General features: G+C 37.4%; 15 protein-coding genes and 1 pseudogene. 9 read left to right on the top strand and 7 right to left on the bottom strand.

The genetic code is table 11. The features are described from left to right. Positions 1-108 precede the first annotated feature (108 nt). Complete coding sequence (locus O9A_RS02440; RefSeq protein ID WP_034458448.1) at positions 109-972, top strand: C40 family peptidase; 864 nt, start codon at positions 109-111, stop codon at positions 970-972. A gap of 1,194 nt (positions 973-2,166) precedes the next feature. Here the strand turns inward: O9A_RS02440 and mutT are convergent. The 3 genes from mutT to O9A_RS02425 form a co-directional block, all read right to left on the bottom strand. Continuing rightward, complete coding sequence (gene mutT / locus O9A_RS02435) at positions 2,167-2,580, bottom strand: 8-oxo-dGTP diphosphatase MutT (RefSeq protein ID WP_034458446.1); 414 nt, start codon at positions 2,578-2,580, stop codon at positions 2,167-2,169. Positions 2,581-2,715: 135 nt separating this feature from the next. Continuing rightward, a complete protein-coding gene (gene argJ / locus O9A_RS02430; RefSeq protein ID WP_034458445.1) occupies positions 2,716-3,954 on the bottom strand; it encodes a bifunctional glutamate N-acetyltransferase/amino-acid acetyltransferase ArgJ in 1,239 nt (412 codons plus the stop codon). Positions 3,955-4,067: 113 nt separating this feature from the next. Next, positions 4,068-5,021 (bottom strand): peptidylprolyl isomerase, encoded by a 954-nt coding sequence (locus O9A_RS02425; RefSeq protein ID WP_034458443.1) that lies wholly within the window; start codon positions 5,019-5,021, stop codon positions 4,068-4,070. A gap of 411 nt (positions 5,022-5,432) precedes the next feature. Between O9A_RS02425 and secA the strand changes: the two genes are divergently transcribed. The 4 genes from secA to prmC all read left to right on the top strand — a co-directional run bounded on the left by secA (position 5,433) and on the right by prmC (position 10,720). Next, positions 5,433-8,150, top strand: coding sequence for a preprotein translocase subunit SecA (gene secA, locus O9A_RS02420; protein WP_034458442.1), 2,718 nt, complete (start codon positions 5,433-5,435; stop codon positions 8,148-8,150). Between the two features lie 17 nt (positions 8,151-8,167). Beyond that, positions 8,168-8,584, top strand: coding sequence for a Fur family transcriptional regulator (locus O9A_RS02415; protein ID WP_034458440.1), 417 nt, complete (start codon positions 8,168-8,170; stop codon positions 8,582-8,584). A 193-nt stretch (positions 8,585-8,777) separates the two neighbouring features. Next, positions 8,778-9,857: a peptide chain release factor 1 gene (prfA, locus tag O9A_RS02410; protein ID WP_034458438.1), complete on the top strand. Its 1,080-nt coding sequence runs from the start codon at positions 8,778-8,780 to the stop codon at positions 9,855-9,857. Then, a complete protein-coding gene (gene prmC, locus O9A_RS02405) occupies positions 9,854-10,720 on the top strand; it encodes a peptide chain release factor N(5)-glutamine methyltransferase (protein ID WP_034458436.1) in 867 nt (288 codons plus the stop codon). Before prfA ends, prmC begins: the two co-directional genes overlap by 4 nt. Here the strand turns inward: prmC and nrdF are convergent. From nrdF to nrdH, 4 genes are read right to left on the bottom strand one after another with little or no spacing between them, the layout of a single operon-like run. Continuing rightward, complete coding sequence (gene nrdF / locus O9A_RS02400) at positions 10,717-11,691, bottom strand: class 1b ribonucleoside-diphosphate reductase subunit beta (RefSeq protein ID WP_034458434.1); 975 nt, start codon at positions 11,689-11,691, stop codon at positions 10,717-10,719. The genes prmC and nrdF overlap by 4 nt on opposite strands. A gap of 11 nt (positions 11,692-11,702) precedes the next feature. After that, complete coding sequence (gene nrdE, locus O9A_RS02395; protein ID WP_034458432.1) at positions 11,703-13,853, bottom strand: class 1b ribonucleoside-diphosphate reductase subunit alpha; 2,151 nt, start codon at positions 13,851-13,853, stop codon at positions 11,703-11,705. Then, positions 13,835-14,233, bottom strand: a complete 399-nt coding sequence (gene nrdI, locus O9A_RS02390) for a class Ib ribonucleoside-diphosphate reductase assembly flavoprotein NrdI (RefSeq protein WP_034458429.1) — start codon at positions 14,231-14,233, stop codon at positions 13,835-13,837. The genes nrdE and nrdI overlap by 19 nt, the downstream gene beginning before the upstream one ends. Next, positions 14,233-14,457 carry a glutaredoxin-like protein NrdH gene (gene nrdH / locus O9A_RS02385; protein WP_011180143.1) on the bottom strand — a complete coding sequence of 75 codons (225 nt, stop codon included), beginning with the start codon at positions 14,455-14,457 and terminating at the stop codon, positions 14,233-14,235. The genes nrdI and nrdH overlap by 1 nt, the downstream gene beginning before the upstream one ends. Before the next feature lie 712 nt (positions 14,458-15,169). Between nrdH and O9A_RS02380 the strand changes: the two are divergent. From O9A_RS02380 to ugpB, 4 genes and pseudogenes are all read left to right on the top strand, one after another. Beyond that, positions 15,170-15,920 (top strand): annotated as a pseudogene (locus tag O9A_RS02380) (ABC transporter ATP-binding protein); the annotation flags it as partial. 5 nt (positions 15,921-15,925) lie between these two features. Next, on the top strand, positions 15,926-16,807 hold the full coding sequence (locus O9A_RS02375) for a metal ABC transporter permease (protein WP_034458425.1): 882 nt from the start codon (positions 15,926-15,928) through the stop codon (positions 16,805-16,807). 1 nt (position 16,808) lies between these two features. Then, the gene (locus tag O9A_RS02370; RefSeq protein ID WP_034458423.1) at positions 16,809-17,729 is read left to right on the top strand and encodes a metal ABC transporter substrate-binding protein; all 921 of its coding nucleotides are present in this window, start codon (positions 16,809-16,811) and stop codon (positions 17,727-17,729) included. A gap of 1,174 nt (positions 17,730-18,903) precedes the next feature. Next, complete coding sequence (gene ugpB, locus O9A_RS02365) at positions 18,904-20,229, top strand: sn-glycerol-3-phosphate ABC transporter substrate-binding protein UgpB (RefSeq protein WP_034458414.1); 1,326 nt, start codon at positions 18,904-18,906, stop codon at positions 20,227-20,229. The last annotated feature ends 101 nt before the right edge of the window (positions 20,230-20,330 follow it).

Here is a 20,330-nt window from a genome sequence, read left to right as displayed (position 1 = left end):
TAAAGCTTCAAGAGTGATTGCTTATCACTTTGAATTTGCTCTGTGTTTTCTTTCAAAATGAGAAATCGTATAGATACAGTTTTCATAAGTCTGTTTAAAGGTTTAAAAATGCTCTCTAAAGATCCAAGATTATATGCATTCAGAGATGCTCTAGCAGATAAACATTTTGAAATAGAAATTACGACTCAACGCTTTATTCAAGGCAAAAAAAAGTGTGTTAATACAGCTGTCGCTGGACTGTTTAAAGAAAATAACAAAAAAAGTGAAAGACAAACAGAATGCTTATTAGGTGAAGAATTTCTCATCTTTGAACAAGGGAAGACTATGTCATGGGGACAATCCCTCAAAGATGGTTATGTTGGTTATATTGATACAAAAGTTCTTTGTACATCAACGATAAAACAGACACATATCGTTTCAGTACCACGTACTTTTCAATATTTACAAGCTGACTTACGTGGACCAATGGAATACCCCTTATCCATGGGAAGCAAAGTCAGTGTTGTAGATGAAACTGAAGTGCGTGGCACAATGTATGCTATCCTTGAAAATGGTAAAGCAATCATTACACGCCATCTTAGTCCCATTGGACGCGTATACGAAGATTATGTTACAGTTGCCGAAACTCTTATCCATACACCTTACCTGTGGGGAGGTGTCAGCGGTTTTGGAATCGATTGCTCAGGTCTCGTTCAGCTTTCCATGATGATGACTGGCAAAATGGTTTTGCGTGATACCGATATGCAACAAAAAACCATCGGAAGACCACTTACAGACAGTGATAAACTTCAACGAGGTGATTTGATTTTTTGGAACGGCCATGTTGCCATTATGATTGATCATGAAAATATCATCCACGCAAACGGCTACTCTATGGATGTTATAATTGAACCATTAGAAGAAGCAATGACACGTATCGCTAAAAAACACCAATATCCCATAGAAAAACGTCGACCAATTCAAGAAATGTAATATGTGATCTTTTCTATAAGCATGATGGATAAATACCCTTTGCTGTTAGATTTTTTCATGAATACAGTGTGAACTCTTTAAAATAATAATGCGGTCCACAGCTCATTTTTGACTCCATATGGATGAAAAAACTCCTTTCACAAAGTTATTTATTGTCAATAGGGGGCTTGTTACTTGATCCCTTCTTAAACCTCATATTCATCATTTATTCAAAAAACTTTTATTAATATTCACACATTTTTTACATATTGTGAAAAAGAGTTAATTCAACTACTGAAAAGCTTTAATGAAAACACCGCATGTTATATGCAAAATATTGATTTTAAAAATCAATCATCATTACACATATTAAATCAGGTTTTTAGTGTCATATTTCATTGTTTCAAACATTCTGACTCTGAATCAGAAAAAACTGTTCAATGAGCGATCAATAAAATGGTTGGGATATGTTTATACGGAAGGATAGTATATTCATTTGGGAAGAAGATGAATTATAAAGATAAAAATTAACACTCAGCTTTACAGCTCTCAAAAGTATTTAGAGTAATATCTTTTAAATAATGGAAATTCCGCAGTATTTTACATTTTTGTTTCTCACGTTCTTTAATGGAATCAATGATCTGCATGTATATTTTCACGTCATTGCATTATGTATTCACACAGTTGTTTAAATATTTTGACTTTCACCTAATCTGCTATCTGAGTGCTGTCTATGAATGTATCACTCACAGTCTATTATGCTACCATTTTTATGTTCGTGAAGTTATCAAACCCTGATCATTTTTAATTTACCCTTAATGTTGCTCTTTCTCTTACATTTAAATAGTTGATGAATCGTATGTTTCACTCATTCTAAAACTCTGCTTTTTAAGTTTACAGGCTCCCCACTTTATAAACATATCCCAACCATTTTATTGATCGCTCATTGAACAGTTTTTTCTGATTCAGAGTCAGAATGTTTGAAACAATGAAATATGACACTAAAAACCTGATTTAATATGTATACTAATAATTTATGTTATAAACCGATTTCTTGTCGCAGAAATGCAATACGATGATAATTAAAAAGTTGATCATGCAAAAAAAAGAAAACTCTCCAATGACAACCATACAGCTTTTTCTTCGAGAAAGTCCTCTCGCATCTTTCATATCATTCCCCTTATTTAGAAGCAGTATTACCTTCTCATAAACTCATTAAAGAAGGAAATTTTTTAATACTTGAACCAATGGTTTATCAGCTTCAGGCATAGGGTATTTACCAAGCTCATCAATAAAAATCCATTTTAAATTTTGCCCTTCTCGTCCTTGTACAACACCCTTATAATGAGAGCAAAAATACAATGGCATTAAGAGATGAAATGTTTCGTAGCCATGGCTCACAAATGTTAAGGGAAATAAATTATCTACCTGAACGTGAACACCAAGTTCTTCTTCTAGTTCACGAATCAATGATGCTTCTGGAGTTTCACCTTGCTCAACCTTTCCACCAGGAAACTCCCATAAACCAGCCAGTGATTTTCCTTGAGGACGTTGTGTCAACAAAACACGATTATCTTGATCTAACAATGCGCATGCAACAACAATAAGAAGTGAACTTTTTATAGGCATACCGCTCTCCACTCGGGATAATAAAGATAACTGTTTCTTCTCTCATTCCCCCTACTTCAAAATGAAACAGTTCAAATACTTAGCGCTACACTGAAAAATATACAGATACCCAATGTCAAATTTATGGTGCACAAATTAACTTCTGTAATCGCCGTTGATCATAACGTATTCCGTCGTTAAATCGCAAGACCAAACAGTGGCTTTACCATTGCCCAAGCCAATATCAACACGAATTGTAATGTGTTTACCTTGCATATAAGCACCTATTTTCTCTTCACAATATTCAGGATCTCGTTCGCCATTGATCGCCAAACGATGTTCACCAAACCAAATCGTCAACAAATCACGGTCTACTTCAACACCTGCCTTACCAACTGCCATAACCACCCGTCCCCAGTTAGCATCTTCACCGGCAATGGACGTTTTTACAAGTGGTGAATTTGCAATTGATAGAGCAATTGTCTTCGCAGCATTGTCTGTTGTCGCACCAATCACACGAACTTCAATTAAATGACGCGCCCCTTCACCATCACAAACAACTTGTAATGCAAGCTCATGTAAAAGCGCACACAATTGTTTTGAGAACACCTCATAACGTGGATCAGTTTTACTTGTGAGGCTTGGGAAATTTCCCTTTGCTTTTCCTGTCGCAAACATCATAAGGGTATCTGATGTTGAGGTGTCACTATCCACAGTGATCGAATTAAAAGATTCCTGAACCGCCTTTGATAGCATAGATTGGAGTATCTGCGAAGAAATGGATGCATCACTCACCACAAACGAGAGCATTGTTGCCATATCTGGTGCGATCATACCAGCACCTTTTGCAATGCCGTTAATGGTAATAATTTCTCCTCCACAATCAAATCTGCGCGTAGCAAGCTTTGGAAATGTATCTGTCGTCATAATGGCTTTTGCAGCTTCCAACCAATTTTCTTCTCTTGCTGTCTTAGCCATACTTGGTAAAAGATTTACAATACCCGATGCCTCCATCGGCTCACCAATAACACCTGTAGAAGCTATAAAAATCTCATTTTCTTTAACCTTCAAAGCATTCGCAGCAGCACATATTATTGTATCTACTGTTTGTTTTCCTTTACGTCCCGTAAAAGCATTTGCATTGCCAGAATTAACGACAACACCTCGAGCAACTCCATGAGGAAGTGATACACGACAATGCTCTACAGGAGAAGATGGACATTTTGAGCGTGTAAAAACACCCGCCACACTTGCTGGCTCATCAAATATGATAAAAAGAAGATCCGTACGATCTTTATATTTAATCCCAGCTTCAGCTATTGCTATCCGCACACCAGATAATGGTGGAAGCTCCTGTATATTTTGAGGAGATAAAGGAAATATTTCTAAAGCCACACTATGCTTTCCACAATATAAATTAAATGACTGCCGATAAATGTCCTGTAGCAAACAACTGCTAGGCTTTTTGAATAAAACCAATCTATCAAATCACCCAGCTTTCAAAAATGCTATTCTGTCTCTTCTTCATCGGATGTCTCATCCGAAAGCGGCGCTTCATTTTTGTTAAGCGATTGCATGAGTTTTATAACATTAGGATCAGGATATTTCACATCTATCTTTTTACGCAAATCAGCAATTAGTTTTTGGTAGCGCTCTTTTATCAGTTGTGTACGCAACATCTCTTTCACATCATCAAATACAGGAGGTTGTTTCACACGGCGATCTTCTATCTTAATAACATGCCAACCAAACGGACTTTCAACAGGCTTTTTTGTGTATTCACCAACTTTCAAACCAAACGCGGCATCTTCGAAAGGCTTTACCATTTGACCATGACTGAAATAACCAAGATCTCCCCCAACAGCTGCTGAACCATCTGTTGAATTCTTTTTTGCAATCTCTTCAAAACTTTCCCCCTTATTTAAACGTTTAATGATAGCTTCTGCTTCTTTTTTCGTTTTAACCAAAATATGACGTGCTTTAACCTCATCCTCTTTGGGTAAAGCAGCAACTTCCTTTTTGTAAAGTGTTTCCAAATCAGCATCTGAAATCTGATCAACAACCGTCTGTTTAAAATAAAGCTGCTGAAGAACATTGTCACGCATAACTACCATACGTTTATTGTAAGCTTCACTTTTATCGATACCTTCTTTAATTGCCGCTTTAGCAAGTGCCTGCATATCCAAGTAAGCTTTTAAGACTGTTATACGGCGTTGTTCATCAGAAAAACGTGCTAACCCAGGATTTATTTCGAGCGCTAACTCATCTAATTGTCCTGCAGTAACTTCCTTTCCATCAATAACTGCCATAACATGAGAGGGAGCAACTATTTTTTCAGAAGCTTTCTCCAAAGTCTTTAAGTCATTCGACGCAGACTTCACGCTTTCTTGGGCCATCACCCCTAAACTCGTGCTTGTCAATAAAGTTGATGTCAAAAACAGCGTGATAAAATTAAATTTCATAAATATACTCCTTAAGAATGAAAGCATTTCAAGATGCCAATTTTTCTTAATCTATAGCATTTTAATCTCTAAACATAGATAAATAAACTAATAATTTTGTTCAAAAAAACATAAAAATTTTTTCTTTTCTCAGCCTATTCTTCTCTAGCTCATAATATTAAAAATCATATAGAAAATGTCATATTATACCCTAAATTACTCTGTAGCATGTCAATTAAACAGCATTACTAAAGTTGACACGGTGCACTTATCCCCTTATCTCTGCTTCAAATAATCGAAGTGGAAAATTGCGCACCAACAAGTATAATGGTATTATATGCGTTTGTTATAAATACCTTACGAGATTTAGAGTATGGGGATAATATATGAAATACCCAGCAATAGTGGCAATAATAAAAGAAAGGGCCTGGGATGATCGGTTTAGGTGTCTTTACGCGTAAATTTTTTGGTTCAGCTCATGAACGACGCCTCAAGGTTCTTCGCCAAAAAGCCGAACAAATCAATGCTTTGGAAAAACAATTCCAAAGATTAAATGATATACAGCTCTCTCAAAAAACCGATGAATTTCGTAAACGTCTCGTGGAAGGTGAAACCGTTGATTTGCTCTTACCAGAAGCTTTTGCAACTGTCCGCGAAGCAGCAAAACGTGTTTATGATATGCGTCCTTTTGATGTACAGCTCATTGGTGGAATGGTGCTTCATGATTGTGGCATTGCTGAAATGCGCACCGGTGAAGGTAAAACGTTAATGGCAACTCTGCCAATTTATCTCAATGCATTGGAAGGAAAAGGTGTTCATGTCGTGACAGTAAACGATTATCTTGCCAATCGTGATGCTGAAACAATGGGAAAAATCTTCAGTTTCCTAGGACTCACAACGGGCGTAATTTTGCATGATCTTGATAGTGATGCCCGCCGAATAGCCTATGCATGTGATATCACCTATGCCACAAATAATGAATTGGGTTTTGATTATCTGCGCGATAATATGGCTTTCGATCGTAGTCAAATGGTCCAACGTGGGCATCATTATGCAATCGTCGATGAAGTTGATTCGATCCTCATTGATGAAGCACGTACTCCTCTTATTATTTCTGGTCCTTTAGAAGATCGAACTGACTTTTATAACCTTATTGATACATTTATTCCTGTTTTAACTCCAGAAGACTACGAAATAGACGAAAAACAAAAAACAACAACCTTTACCGAAGTTGGTACTGAAAAAATTGAGAAAATGCTTCAACAAGCAGAGCATCTCAAAGGTGAAAGTCTCTATGATATAGAAAATGTCGCTATCGTCCATCACATCAATAATGCCCTAAAAGCCCATAAGCTCTTTGTCCGTGACAAGGATTACATTGTCCGCAATGGTGAAATTGTTATCATTGACGAATTTACAGGTCGTATGATGCCGGGACGGCGTTATTCTGAAGGACTTCATCAAGCATTAGAAGCCAAAGAGCACGTTGCTATTCAACCAGAAAATCAGACTCTTGCTTCCATTACTTTTCAAAATTATTTCCGTATGTATAAGAAACTGTCTGGCATGACAGGTACTGCCATAACAGAAGCAGAAGAATTTAGTAATATTTATGGTCTTGAAGTTGTCGAAGTTCCTACAAATTTACCAATACAGCGTCGTGATGAAGATGATGAAATCTATCGAACAGTAGAAGAGAAATATCGTGCTATTGTGCGTAATATTCATCAAGCGCATGAAAAAGGGCAGCCTATTCTTGTTGGAACAACTTCTATTGAAAAATCAGAACAATTGGCAGAACGTTTGCGAAAAGAAGGTATTACCGATTTTAGAGTTCTCAATGCCCGCTATCATGAACAAGAAGCGTACATTATTGCACAGGCAGGAGTTCCTGGAGCATTAACTATCGCGACCAACATGGCTGGTCGCGGTACTGATATACAGCTTGGTGGTAATGTTGAAATGCGCATTCGACAAGAATTACAGGATATGCCTGAAGGACTAGAACGAACTGCAAAAATTGAAGAAATTAAAAAAGATGTCAAGCAACTTAAAGAAAAAGCATTAGCTGCTGGTGGTCTTTATGTTATTGCTACTGAACGCCACGAAAGTCGCCGTATTGATAACCAGCTGCGTGGACGTTCTGGTCGTCAAGGCGATCCTGGTCGCTCAAAATTCTTTCTCTCTCTTCAAGATGATCTTATGCGAATCTTCGGTTCCAACCGTATGGATAGCATGTTGCAAAAACTTGGATTAAAAGAAAACGAAGCCATTATTCATCCATGGATTAATAAAGCCATTGAAAAAGCGCAAAAAAAAGTTGAAGCAAGAAATTTCGAAATTCGCAAAAATTTATTAAAATATGACGATGTGATGAATGATCAGCGCAAAGTTATTTTTGAACAGCGTATGGAGATCATGAACGCAGAGGATTTAACTGAAATGATTCTCGAAATGCGTAACGAAGTGGTTGAAAATCTCGTCGAAACCTACATTCCATCTGGAACGTATTGCGAAAAATGGGATGTTAAAGCTCTACAAGAGGGGCTTCATCAGCTATTTAATCTTGAACTGCCAGTAGAAGAATGGGCAAAAGAAGATGGAATTGCTGAAGAACAAATCTTAGAGCGTATATCAGATGCTGTTACCAAACTTGAAAACGAACGTATTGAACGCTACTCTCCAGAGGTTATGGCTTATTTCCGCAAGGCCGTATTACTTGAAACCATTGACATATTATGGCGTGAACATCTGGTGCATTTAGACCATTTACGTTCCGTTGTCGGTTTTCGCGGTTATGCACAACGCGACCCTCTCAACGAGTATAAGACAGAGTCATTTGAACTCTTTCAAGCCATGCTTAGAAATTTACGCAGAATCGTTACTTCTAAACTCATGCGTTTCGAGATTATTCAGCAACCCATAGAACCGCTCAAATCTGAACAAACGGATTTTGATGGCCCTATTTTGAACTATCAAGATAAAAAAAATAACTCTCCCTTGTGGATGCAATCACAAGAAAATAAATTCATTAATCCGAAAAATCGTAATCCTAAGGATTCAACCACATGGGGGAAAGTGGGACGGAATGAACGTTGTCCTTGTGGTTCAGAAAAAAAATACAAACATTGTCACGGCGCCTTCGTCTGAAAAATATAATAATTAAGATGCATAAAAAGCGAAATTATGAGACAGAATTACGCACTGCAGGTTTAAGAGTTACACGTCAACGACGTATTATCCTTGATATTTTGGTCGACACAAAAGACCATCCTAATGCATTTGAAATTTTTCAGCGTGCTAACAAAATAGATTCTAATATTTCGCTCTCAACTGTTTACCGAACCATGAAGATATTAGAAGGAAATAGGACAGTTCATCGCCATAGCTTTAATGGTGGCCCCTCTCGTTTTGAACAAGCAGATGGACACCATCACGATCATCTCATTGATGTAGAAACAGGGCAAGTTATCGAATTTCATTCCGATATTATTGAAAAATTGCAAGAAGAAATTGCCAAGTCCCTTGGCTATGATATTATTCATCACCGTCTCGAACTTTACGGGAAAAAACGCAATTTTTAAAGTTATAGTTTCTCACGTCTCATCAAAAAGCTCTTCCTGCAAACAAGATTTTGCATAAGTTCTCTTTAAAAGCCTGTAGTTTCCATTGGCAAGAAAGATTTTCTGTTTTATTACCCCCTTTTATAGGATGCTACAAAGCACTCTATCGCTAATATTACAATAAAAGTATTATAATAATGAGGCCAACATTATCATGGTTTCTTTGCCACAAGACCGTATGAGACAACTTGAAAAGCGCTTTGAAATAATTGAAAAACAAATGGCTAAAAGCCAAAATGCTGAAATTTATGTAAAATTAGCTTCTGAATATGCTGAATTGCGACCAATTGTTAATTCAATACGCACATTAAATGCTCTTTACAAAGAGATCGCAGATCTAAAAACTATTATCAATGATAAACTCACAGATATAGAGATGCGTAGCCTTGCCCAAGAAGAGCTCCCATTATTATGTCAGAAAATGGAACAATTTGAGCAAGAACTTCAGATTCTTCTTTTGCCTAAAGACGTTGCTGATGAAAAAAGCGCCATTGTTGAGATTCGAGCCGGGACAGGTGGATCAGAAGCAGCGCTTTTTGCCGGTGATCTTTTTCGCATGTATGAACGATATGCTGCTTCTCACAACTGGAAAGTAGAAGTTGTTTCGCTTAATGAAGGAGAAGTTGGTGGATGTAAAGAAATTATTGCTACCATTTCAGGGAGAGGTGTCTTTTCTAAACTAAAGTTTGAATCAGGGGTTCATCGTGTGCAACGCATCCCTGAAACAGAGACCGGTGGACGCATCCATACATCTGCTGCTACCGTTGCAGTACTTCCAGAAGCTGAAGAAATTGATATTGAAATTCGTCCAGAAGATATTCGCATTGATACAATGCGTGCATCTGGAGCAGGAGGACAGCATGTCAATACAACTGATTCCGCTGTTCGTATCACACATATTCCAACTGGGATTATGGTTGTACAAGCAGAAAAATCACAGCACCAAAATCGAGCACGGGCACTCCAAATTTTACGCGCACGCTTATTTGATATCGAACGACAAAAAGCGGAAAATGAACGCTCAGCATCCCGTAAAAACCAAGTTGGATCTGGTGATCGCTCAGAACGTATTCGTACCTATAATTTCCCACAAGGACGTGTCACAGATCATCGTATTAATCTCACTCTTTATAAGCTTGACCGCGTTTTAGAAGGAGATCTTGATGAGCTTATTCATGCACTCATATCTAACCATCAAACAGCTCTCCTTATGGAAATGGATAATCATAGATGAACAAGCACTCTCTCAACAATATCATCAGACAAACTCAAGAGAAATTGCACTCTCAAGGAGTTTCTGAAGCTAGTCTTGACGCAAAAATACTGATCGAATGGATAACAGGTACAAATATATCTGATAGAATTCTCCAACCAGATCTCTGCCTGTCTTTTGAACAAATAGCACAATTAGAAAAAGCCCTTCAACGGCGTATTGCTGGTGAACCTGTCTACCGTATTATCAGAAAACGAGAGTTTTATGGCATATCCTTTACACTCTCTCAAGAAACATTAGAACCACGTTCTGATACAGAAACGCTGGTGGATCTTGTTTTACCAATCCTCAAAAAATATGATGAAAAATCAGAAAAAATAACACTGCTTGATATGGGAACAGGAAGTGGCGCTATTGCCATTGCGATTCTTAAACAAATTCCCCAATCCTATGCAGTGGCTGTCGATATTTCTGAAAATGCTCTTAAAACAGCCACAAAAAATGCAAAAAGTGCGAAAGTTATAAATCGCTTTACACCTCTTCTGAGCGATTGGTTTGATTCTGTCACAGGTCGATTCGATCTCATTATTTCTAATCCACCTTATATTTCAGAAACAGATATCACAAAGCTCGCAAAGGAAGTGCGTCTGCATGATCCTTTGCGCGCATTGATTGGTGGAAAAGATGGTCTTGATTTTTATCGAAAGCTTTCTGATAAAGCAGCAAACTATTTAAAAGAAAAAGGTTCTATCGCTGTCGAAATCGGCTATTCTCAAGAAAAAAAAGTCTGTGACTTATTTGAAAAAAACGGCTTCAAATGTTTAGAAATGCGCAAAGATCTTAGCGGCATACCCCGCGCCCTTCTCTTTGGCCGCAATCCTTAAAATTCCCAATCATCATCCGTAGTAGCAACCGCTTTGCCAATAACATAGGAAGAACCACTCCCTGAAAAAAAGTCATGATTCTCATCAGAGTTTGGTGATAAAGCGGCTAAAATAGCGGGATTAACACGACAAACCTCAGACGGGAAAAGAGCTTCAAAACCTAAATTCATTAAAGCCTTGTTTGCATTATAATGAAGAAAAATTTTAACATCTTCTGTCAATCCAAGCGCGTCATAAAGATCTTCAGTATATTTGCATTCAATATTATAAAGGTCGAAGATCAAGTTAAAAGTAAAATCTTTAATTTCTTGCTTTTTAACTTCATCAAGTTTTGCAAACCCTAATTGAAATTTATAGCCTATATAGTAACCATGGACAGCTTCATCACGAATAATAAGCCGAATGAGATCAGCTGTATTGCTCAACTTAGCACGACTAGCCCAATACATGGGTAAATAAAAACCCGAATAAAATAAAAAACTTTCAAGTAAAGTCGAAGCAATTTTCTTCTTTAGTGGATCCTTTCCTTCATAACGCTCAAGTACTAATCTAGCTTTTTTTTGTAAATGAGTATTCTCCTCTGACCATCTAAAAGCATCATCGACTTCTACCGTCGAACATAAAGTGGAAAAAATAGAAGAATAAGAACGTGCATGAACCGCTTCCATGAATGCAATGTTCGTTAACACTGCCTCCTCATGCTCTGTTATTGCATCAGCCATAAGAGAAATGGCTCCTACAGTATTTTGAATCGTATCCAGAAGTGTTAACCCTGTAAAAACACGAATGGTTAACTTGCGTTCTTCTTCCGTTAGACTTGCCCATGAAGGAATATCATTGGAAAGCGGCACCTTCTCAGGCAACCAAAAATTCCCAGTTAAACGATTCCAAACTTCAAGATCTTTCTCATCATGCAATCTATTCCAATTGACAGCGCAAACAACAGGATTTTTAGTTGTAATCTTCGTCATATGATTATCTCCTATAGACTACATGAAACGCAGCCATCCACTTCTGTTCCATTTAACGCTACTTGTCGCAACCGTACATAATAAATACTCTTTATACCCTTTTTCCAGGCATAAATTTGTGCGCGGTTAATATCACGCGTAGTGGCCGTATCAGGAAAAAACAACGTTAACGAAAGACCTTGGTCAACATGCTGTGTAGCAGCAGCATAAGTATCAATAATTTTCTCAGGACCAATCTCATAAGCATCCTGGTAGAAACCCAAATTCGTATTATCCATATAAGGAGCGGGATAATAAACGCGTCCAATTTTTCCTTCTTTACGAATCTCAATCTTTGAAGCAATCGGATGAATAGAAGAGGTCGCATGATTAATATAGGAAATAGACCCCGTTGGCGGCACGGCCTGAAGATTGCGATTATAAAGGCCGTACTCAATAACTAATTTCTTTAGCTCCTGCCAATCTTTTTGATCTGGTATTATAATATTATTCCGTGCAAAAAGCTCTTGTACAATCGGGAATTGTGGTTTCCATTCCTTCTCAATATATTTAGCAAAAAAACTGCCATCTGCGTAAGCTGACTTTTCAAACCCTACAAACATTTTTTTACGTTCACACGCAATTAAATTGGAAACACGTATTGCGTGATATGCTACGGTATAAAAATAGATATTTGTAAAATCAATCGCTTCCGGAGACCCATAATAGATCTGTTCACGTGCTAAAAAACCATGCAAATTCATTTGCCCTAAACCAATTGCATGACTCTCAGTATTGCCTTTCGCAATGGAAGGGACACAAGCGATATCGCTCATATCCGAAACGGCAGTAAGAGCACGAACAGCAGCTTCCACCGTCCGCCCAAAATCATTACTTTCCATTGCTTTTGCAATATTCATAGAACCAAGATTACAAGATATATCACTCCCAACTGTGCGATAAGTTAAATCCGCTTCTAGTTCACTTGCCTCATTCACCTGCAAAATCTCTGAACATAAATTGCTCATATTTATACGTCCAGCTATCGGATTGGCTCGGTTGGCAGTATCCTCAAATAAGATATAAGGATAACCTGATTCGAATTGTATTTCTGCTAAAGTCTGAAAAAAGACACGTGCACTTATTTTCTTTTTACGAATTTTTGCATTATCAACAAAGGATCGATAATGCTCCGTCAAAGAAATATCGCTAAAGGGTTTGCCTGTAACACGCTCAATATCATAAGACGAGAACAGATACATATCCTCATTATTACGCGCAAGCTCAAAAGTAATATCAGGAATAATCACACCAAGCGAAAGAGTTTTAATTCTGACCTTTTCATCAGCATTTTCACGCTTTGTATCCAAAAATTTCATAATATCTAAATGATGGGCATGCAAATAAACAGCACCAGCACCCTGCCTTGCACCAAGTTGATTGGCATAAGAAAAAGAATCTTCCAAAAGTTTCATCACCGGTAAAACACCTGAAGATTGATTTTCTATTTGCTTGATCGGTGCTCCTGCTTCCCGCAAATTTGTCAAACAAAGCGCTACCCCCCCACCGCGCTTTGAAAGTTGTAAAGCTGAATTAACCGAACGTCCTATCGATTCCATATTGTCTTCAACCCGCAACAAAAAACACGATACCAATTCACCCCGTTGTTTTTTCCCCGCATTCAAAAACGTCGGTGTTGCAGGTTGAAACCGTCCTGTAATAATTTCATCCACAAAGTTCTCAGCAAGAGCCTTATTCCCTTGCGCTAAATATAAAGCTACCAAGCAGATACGATCTTCATAACGCTCAAGATAGCGCTTCCCATCAAAAGTCTTCAGTGTATAGCTGGTATAATACTTAAATGCGCCCAAAAAAGTAGGAAAGCGAAACTTAAACGCGTAAGCACGCTTAAAAAGCTTTTTGATAAAAGAAAAATCATAAAGCTCAAACAAAGCTTTTTCATAATAACCTTCTTCTATCAAGTAGTCTATTTTTTCCTTAAGATTATGAAAAAAAACCGTGTTTTGATTAACATGCTGAAGAAAATACTGTCGCGCAGCAAGTCGATCCATATCAAATTGGATATGACCATTTTCATCATAAAGATTAAGCATTGCATTCAGCGCATGATAATCCGTAATCTGATCCGATTTCTGCGACTGTTCTATACCAACTGTTTCCAAAATCTTTCCAATCCCTTCTTTACACAAATAACATCTTCATCAGTTCCACGCAGTTCAAAACGATACAGACAAGGCACAAAACACTTTTCAGCAATGATCTTGCTCGCTAAACTATAATAGCGACCAAAATTACGATTCCCACCACCAATAACCCCCCGAATCAAATTGCGGTTCTCAACTTCATTGAGAAAATAAATAACTGCTTTCGGCACAGCCATTTTTCCTTCACCGTCTGCATACGTAGGGACAACCAATACATAAGGCTCATCAACTAACACCGATGGCTTTTTTTTATCAATTTTGAAGAATCGTTGACCAAGCTGAGAAACAAAATACTCAGTATTACCCGTTGCACTCGAATAATAAACGATAAGTCCCATTAAACACAAAGACCACTGATCATATCTGGTCTAAAACCAGACCAATGATTTTCACCACAAACGACTACAGGAACCTGACGATACCCTAAGGACTGAACAAAACTATATGCTTGTTCATCCCGGGAAATGTCCACAACACGATAATTAATGCCTTTAGCATCGAAAGCGCGGCGTGTAGCGTCACATTGGACGCAAGATGGTTTGCTATAAATAGTGACCGGCATTTTTTTCAACTTTCAAAATTCCAAAAAAATTAACTCTAAAAGAGTTAATTTTGACGATTTTATAGATACTCAAGAATAACAAAAAACAGCAATCATACACAAATATGTGCAGCTACACCCTCGTTCAAACAATACATAGCTTTCTGAACGTAACAGAAATCTTCATCAAATAATTTTAAAATTATAACGAGAATAAATTATTATCTTACAATCCAAACAATAAAATCGCTCAGTTATAAGACAACCTTCTGCTTGCATTACAATACCCTCCTGCTGCCTAAAAAAACCAACGACCCCTAAAACGTCTCCAGCAGTCGCTCCTCAACACTTTAATTTTACTCTGTTTATGACAAAATCAATTCATAAACGCGAAATGAAATTACCCCTCAAGAGATACTTCAGCAGAAATGCTACTTCCCTCTTGGTCAATAAACTTTTTGCTATCACATTATGGAAATAACTTAGATGCCAAACGAAACACACTGTACCCTCACTTGTGCCTATTTAGAATCACCAATCATTTTTAATACTATATATAGTATACACACACTCTCTTTCGTCAAGGAAAATTCAATCATTATTTTAAATTTTCCACGATCTTCCCACTAAAATGATTAGCTCTCAAAACATATGTAATAATATAACATTTTATTGACAAATGTTATATTATTACATATCTATCCTAAGAAAGATAATAGAAATGGTATGAATTATGAATCTGCATTTTAATAGTGTATCATTAGGATATGGAAACAAGGTAGTAATAAAAAATTTTTCAGCAAAGTTAAATGCTGGATCGTTAGTAGCAATAATGGGTGATAATGGTGCGGGAAAATCTACACTACTAAAAACTATCGCCGGATTGATTAAACCTCTCAAAGGCAAAATTACAAATCCAAAGGAAAACCGAATTGCTTATCTTGCTCAGCAATGTAATATAGATCAAACATTTCCTATTGATGTGAAAACACTTGTAAAAACGGGACTATGGCCTTTTTGTGGGTTATGGAAAAGCCAACGCTCTTATTACTCAAAAATTCAGGATGCACTTGAAATGGTTGGACTTACAGCTGTAGCTACCCGTTCACTTGATACGCTCTCAAGTGGTCAATTACAACGTGCACTTTTTGCACGTATTATTATACAAGATGCCGATCTTATCTTGCTCGATGAACCTTTCAATAGTGTAGATTGTAAAACCCAAAAAGACCTTCTTGCTTTGATCGCACACTGGCAAAAACAAGGACGAACAGTTCTTACAGCACTCCATGATCCATTCATTGTGCAAGAATATTTTCCACAAATGATTCAAATTAATAAACAAAACGCTTTTTATGGAGAAACAACACAGTTTTTCTCTGACACCATTCATCACGCTATATCGCCTGTTATATCCAACTCTTTTCGTATCAGCGCGCTAAAATACCATCTTCTCTTTGAATGATTCTCGCTCTATTGGATTATATACGTGTATACGTTTTTTCTTGCCCCTTTCGTTGATTTCCACTTTATGCAAAGTGCTCTTATCGGTTCAATCCTCCTGTCCATCAGCGCATGTCCTGTTGGTGTATTTTTGATGCTACGCGGAATGAGTTTAGTAGGAGATGCTGTATCTCACGCCATTCTTCCTGGTGTTGCAACTGCTTTTCTTTTTTGTGGATTCTCACTCATATCTATGACTCTTGGCAGTATCCTAGCAGGTATCATCGTTGCTTTAGCAGCCGCCTTGATTTCACGCAATAGCTTTCAGAAAGAAGACGCATCAATGACTGTTTTTTATCTTATTGCACTTGCAGCTGGTGTCATTATTGTTTCACTTAAAGACTCAACAATTAATCTGCTTCATTTCTTATTTGGCTCAGTGCTCGCAATTGATACACAAGCTCTTTTACTAATTACCACTATCATGTTGATCACAGTGTGCAACCTCTGCATTTTCTGGCGTGCACTCGTAGTAGAAAGCTTTGATCCTCTCTTTTTTAAATCACTCTCTCCATTGAGTAAATATGTTCATGTATTATTGCTCGGACTTGTCGTATTGAATCTTGTTGGTGGCTTCCAATCACTAGGAACATTGCTTTCTGTCGGCATTATGATGATTCCAGCTATCACGGCCCATTTTTGGCTTTCACGTCTGGGCCCTATCTGTATACTTTCCATCCTTTTCGGAATTATTGCTAGTATATGTGGTCTACTGCTTTCTTTTCATCTCTCACTTCCTTCCGGTCCCGCTATCATCATTGTCGCAGGATTTATCTATCTTTTTTCATGCTTCATAAGTCCACGCGGCTTTATTGTATTATGGTTTTCCCATTTCTTTTATACATCCTTCCCCACTTTAAGGAAATAATGTGCTTAAACTTATTCAAAAATTTGTTCTGTTTGGATCCTTTTTATTGCTTATGCTTTTTCCGTGTTCTACTTCTGCGTATAATAAAATTAGAGTTATCGCGAGCTTTTCTATTCTTGCAGATTTAGTAAAAAATGTAGGAGGTGATCATATTTCTATGACCACTTTCGTTGGTCCCAACGCAAATACCCACACTTATGAACCTACCCCCCGTGATGCCAAAGCACTTAGAAATGCTAATATTGTTTTCATCAATGGACTTCATTTAGAAGGTTTCATTGACCGTCTCATCACAGCAAGCGGTACAAAAGCACTGCTTGTTGAAGTGAGTGCTAACATCTCCCCTCTCAAAATTAAAAACCAAGAACATAGTGCCAAACACCACCACAGTGATATTGATCCACATGCTTGGCAAACTATCCCAAATGTTGAAATTTATATTAAAAATATTTCCACTGCTTTTTGTAAAATCGATCCACAATCCTGTACAAGCTACAGCAAAAACGCCAATTCTTACATCCAAAAACTTAAAGAAAAACAAAAAACACTCAAAACAAAGATTGCTACCATCCCAAAAGATAAGCGTATTATTATCACATCTCATGACGCCTTTGGTTATTTTGCCCAAGAATATGGCTTCACTATCCTTGCTCCCCAAGGAGCTTCTAAAGAAGCTGAAGCGACGGCAGCTGATGTGGCCAAACTTATTAAGCAGATTAAAGCCAATAAAGCAGCTGCACTGTTTGTTGAAAATATCTCTAATCCTCGTCTCATAAAACAGATTGCAAAAGAAACAGGTTTAAAAATCGGTGGAACACTGTATTCCGATGCATTATCGAACAAAAATGGCCCCGCTGCAACCTATCTCGATATGATGGAACATAATGTAAAAACTATCATCGACGCAATAACAAAGTATTAAGGCTCATCATTACATTATACGCACAAGATATTGATTGATAAGGATAATTCACTATTTCGCAGATTGAATGCGAGCCTGAACATCGTAAGACTTTCCCATTTCAAATTTTTGCATTCAGCATCAAAAAAAAACATTCACCTGCACTTCACAAGCGGGGTGGATGTGTGAGTAAAAACTATAAGAAAAGAGTACAAGTACCTCTTATGGACAACCTCAATGCACAAACCTTTGCAACATTGAGAGCTGGTAAATAAGAATAATGGAGCCGACTTAACCCTTCATAAATGTAAAGATGGGGTATTCAATAGATCTTACGTTATACTCTTCACACTCACTGTGAGATGGGCTTAAAATCAATGAGAGATTTTTTAAGAAAGCGCGTGAGTGAGCAACATGATAGCGTTCTGTTCTGCTTGAGGAGACTAGCCCCATCAAGAATGCAACAAGAAAAAGAATGAGGGATTGCGTAATTTCTATTACTTAAAAGATATTATTATGGAAGCTGTTGAAAGCCGTAAAGCTAAATTCAAATATGATGGGAAAGATGGGAATTGTTTTTTTACCTTTACAGCTTTATATTCTTCCCCAATGAGGCTGTTTACCTGTTTCAGAGATTACCGAAACAGAAATACCCAATACCCTTGCACTAGTCTAGCATAGGAACGCGGGAACTGTACGTAAAACTCTGAAACGCCTTATATATTTGCTTTAAACATGCGATCGCATTAGGATTGGATGTTGATTTACACGCAAAGGTAAAAGCATGCGCTTTGTTCATGTGGTATGCAAACAACTTTCCTCGAGACTAGCGTTTTAAAGTTACAAAATAACAACATAAAAATTAAACAACACTCTCCTAAAAACCGTAAACCATAATATCAGAATTTCTCCTGCTAAATGATCATTACTTTTTGTATAGTTGAGCTTCCTTTCTTACTCTTCTCATTTGAATCATTTCAATTTTTTACCAGATGTTTACAATGACCTGTTCAAAACACAATAGCTATCGCAAAGGAAAAACTGACAAGTTTAAACAAATTCGTTTGACCTTTTTATGGTTCCTGTTTAAATGAGACAAAATATTTCTGGAATAAAACTGTCACTGCATGTTCACGTGTGATACTATAAATTTTGGGGAATCCGTATTCCATCACTTCTTCAGAAAGGGTGAACCATGAATCGTTTTTATCTTTCTGTAGCGGCATTTACTGTTGCTATCAGCGTGACAACAGCGGGTTTTGCGCAAATAAAAATCAGCTTTTGGCATTCTATGAGTGGCGAGCTAGGAAAACAAACTGAAAACCTTATTAATGACTTTAATGCCAGTCAGTCTGAGTATAAAGTTGTTCCTTCATTTCGTGGTGAATATGAAGAAGGTATGATCTCGCTCATTTCGGCATTCCGCGGAAAACAACAGCCGGTTCTCGCCCAAATCTATGAAGTTGGCACTGGAACTATGATGGCTGCAAAAAATGCAATTTATCCTATTTATCAACTAATGAAAGACACAAAACAAGAATTCGATCCTACAGATTATTTACCTGCTATAAGTAGCTATTACTCTGATGTTCAGGGACAAATGCTGTCTATGCCTTTCAACGCTTCAACACCAATCCTTTATTATAATAAAGACATCTTTAAAAAAGCAGGACTTGATCCAGAAAAGCCACCTAAAACATGGCAAGATGTCGAAAATTTCTCCAAAAAAATTCTTGAAACTAAAGCAGCAAGTTGTGGTTTTACAATGTCTTATGCATCTCAATGGATTGGCATAGAAAATTTTTCAGCATTACACAATATTCCTTTTGGGACGAAAGAAAATGGCTTTAACGGACTTGATTCAGAGCTTACCTTTAATGGAACGTTACAACTGCGTATGTGGACCGACCTTAAAAAATGGTCTGATCAAGGCATTTTCCGTTATGGTGGTCCTGCTGGCGCATTAGACGCAATACCAATGTTTATGACACAAAATTGCGCAATTTTTATGCAATCTTCAGGATCTCGCGCGGGAATCCTTTCTGAAGCGCAATTTAATATTGGATTTGGTATGCTTCCCTACTATGGTGATGTAGAAGGTGCACCACAAAATTCAATTATTGGAGGAGCTTCGATTTGGGCTTTGAAAGGTCATACCCCTAAAGAATACGCAGGTGCAGCCACTTTTCTTAAATTTCTCTCAAAAGCCAATAATCAAGCTAAGTGGCACCAGATAACAGGTTATCTTCCAACTACAAAGGCTGCTTATGAACTAAGTAAAAAACAGGATTATTACAACAAAAACGTTGGAGCAGATATTGCTATTAAACAGATTACTCTCAACCCACCAACCGTTAACTCAAAGGGCATCAGATTTGGTAATTTACCGCAAATCCGTTCCATACTTGATCAAGAATTAGAAGCTGTGCTCAGTGGCTCAAAAACACCAAAAGATGGATTGGATGAAGCTGTTAAACGTGGAAATAAACTTCTCCGTGAATTTGAGAAAGCCAATCAGTAAGATTTCGTTATTGTTGTTAAAGATCAGAAACTCAACAAAACAGTTGGGTTTTTTTAATTCTTTTTTGTTCACCTTTCTAAAGTCTCTCTCTTTAAAGAGCT

The organism is Bartonella koehlerae C-29, assembly GCF_000706625.1.
GTDB lineage: Bacteria > Pseudomonadota > Alphaproteobacteria > Rhizobiales > Rhizobiaceae > Bartonella > Bartonella koehlerae.
The sequence above is the reverse complement of the archived record's forward strand: the minus strand, read 5'-3'. Positions and strand labels throughout refer to the sequence as shown.

Bases quoted from the DNA above. Each gene is read 5' to 3' on its own strand.
- O9A_RS02440 (WP_034458448.1), top strand. From the start codon at position 109: ATGCTCTCTAAAGATCCAAGATTATATGCATTCAGAGATGCTCTAGCA.
- mutT (WP_034458446.1), bottom strand. From the start codon at position 2,580: ATGCCTATAAAAAGTTCACTTCTTATTGTTGTTGCATGCGCATTGTTA.
- O9A_RS02425 (WP_034458443.1), bottom strand. From the start codon at position 5,021: ATGAAATTTAATTTTATCACGCTGTTTTTGACATCAACTTTATTGACA.
- secA (WP_034458442.1), top strand. From the start codon at position 5,433: ATGATCGGTTTAGGTGTCTTTACGCGTAAATTTTTTGGTTCAGCTCAT.
- O9A_RS02415 (WP_034458440.1), top strand. From the start codon at position 8,168: ATGCATAAAAAGCGAAATTATGAGACAGAATTACGCACTGCAGGTTTA.
- prfA (WP_034458438.1), top strand. From the start codon at position 8,778: ATGGTTTCTTTGCCACAAGACCGTATGAGACAACTTGAAAAGCGCTTT.
- prmC (WP_034458436.1), top strand. From the start codon at position 9,854: ATGAACAAGCACTCTCTCAACAATATCATCAGACAAACTCAAGAGAAA.
- nrdF (WP_034458434.1), bottom strand. From the start codon at position 11,691: ATGACGAAGATTACAACTAAAAATCCTGTTGTTTGCGCTGTCAATTGG.
- nrdI (WP_034458429.1), bottom strand. From the start codon at position 14,233: ATGGGACTTATCGTTTATTATTCGAGTGCAACGGGTAATACTGAGTAT.
- nrdH (WP_011180143.1), bottom strand. From the start codon at position 14,457: ATGCCGGTCACTATTTATAGCAAACCATCTTGCGTCCAATGTGACGCT.
- ugpB (WP_034458414.1), top strand. From the start codon at position 18,904: ATGAATCGTTTTTATCTTTCTGTAGCGGCATTTACTGTTGCTATCAGC.